General features: G+C 43.8%; 2 protein-coding genes. Both read left to right on the top strand.

Going from position 1 to position 1,495, the window contains the following annotated elements:
• Window positions 1–885: transposase (locus tag RCO25_RS34505; RefSeq protein WP_309000555.1), on the top strand; the 885-nt coding region annotated here is incomplete at its 5' end.
• Window positions 886–928: 43 nt separating this feature from the next.
• Window positions 929–1,477: a hypothetical protein gene (locus RCO25_RS34500; RefSeq protein ID WP_309000554.1), complete on the top strand. Its 549-nt coding sequence runs from the start codon at window positions 929–931 to the stop codon at window positions 1,475–1,477.
• The last annotated feature ends 18 nt before the right edge of the window (window positions 1,478–1,495 follow it).

Genomic DNA, 1,495 nt, shown 5'->3' with positions numbered 1-1,495 from the left:
GCTTGTAAGAATACAGGTTGTTCACATTCAGGAGTTGCCTATAAATCTGCTGAAGCTGAAATGCTTAGCATGAAGCATTCCTCCTATGGATATGACGTACTCGCTCTCGTTGGTGAACTGCGCTTTAAGCAGCATCGAACGGTTGCAGAAATTGCTGAAGCATTGAATGATCAAGGCATCCCTACGAGCGAAAGGCATGCTCAAAATTTGTATGAGCGCTATCAAACCTTGCTATCTGCAAGCTTAGACGATCATGTGAACAAAGTCCTTGCAGAAACAACGGAACAAAATGGAGGCGTCATCCTATCAATGGATGGCGTTCAGCCTGAAAAAGGGAATGAAACACTTTATGTCTTACGCGAAGTATTCAGTGGCACAGTGCTTGCTGCGCAAAACATGAAGAGCGGCACTGCAGAAGAACTGAGGACACTTATTGAGCCCATCCTGAAAATGGGGTATCCCATTGTAGGTATTGTAAGTGACGGGCAAAAGTCTATTCGGCTAGCATTCGAAACATTGTTGCCAGATGTGCCTTACCAGTACTGTCAGTACCACTATCTGAAAGACATAGCCAAACCCATTGTCGATGCTGATCGGAAGTTAAAAATGGAACTCAAAAAGAGCTTGCGCGGAATTCGCGACATTGAACGAAAAATAGAGCAAGCTGAATCCAAAGCTTCTGAAGCAGAGAAAACGGAACAGTCAGAACCGCAAGCTGCTGAAATTACCGAAGCGCAGATTGCTAAGGGATATGTGGCAGCCGTTCGAGCCCTGCTCCTTGAAGATGGAGATCCACCACTGGAGCTTCCTGGATTGATCATTTATGAACGTGCACAAGCCATTCAAGCTTCCTTAGAAAGATGCTTGAATAAAAAAAGAGCCTAATTTGCTTCGAGGTGTTGTCAGAATATTCAGTAGAATAGATGGAATGAAACCTATTTATACAGCCGTTTCGCGGCTAGTGAAGCCGTTGAAACATATCGCTACCATCCTAACCCCCGGTGAAGACAAAAGTAGCAAGACGGCTGAGTGGGAGCTGTCATTGCTTCTGGAATGGGTGAAACAAACCTACACACTTGAAAGCGATGAAATCATGGTTAACAATTTACTCAACTTTTCCAGGGGGTTTTGGAAAGGTCTATTCACTTGTTATGACCATTATTACATTCCAAGGACGAACAATGACCTAGAGCGATTTTTTCGACAGACGAAGGCAAGTCACCGGCGTATTACAGGACTTCGAAGCTGGAACAGCTACATCATACGAAATGGTGAAATGATCGTACTAGTGAGCGATGCGCTTCGTCAAGAACATGTAATTTCACGACTGCGCTCCGTTTCCTTTAGTCACTATAAATCCCGTAAAGCGCTGTGGGACAAGCGATTAACCAACGTCATATTACGTAAAAAATTTAATCGCAATACTGAAAGCTACCTCAGCGAGTTAGAGAAAAGATGGGATCTACTTAATTGTTAGTTGATTATGCTGTCGTAG

This window comes from Paenibacillus sp. LHD-38, from assembly GCF_031157315.1.
GTDB lineage: Bacteria > Bacillota > Bacilli > Paenibacillales > Paenibacillaceae > Pristimantibacillus.
Note: the sequence above shows the minus strand (reverse complement) of the source record. Positions and strands in the feature narration are given on the sequence as shown.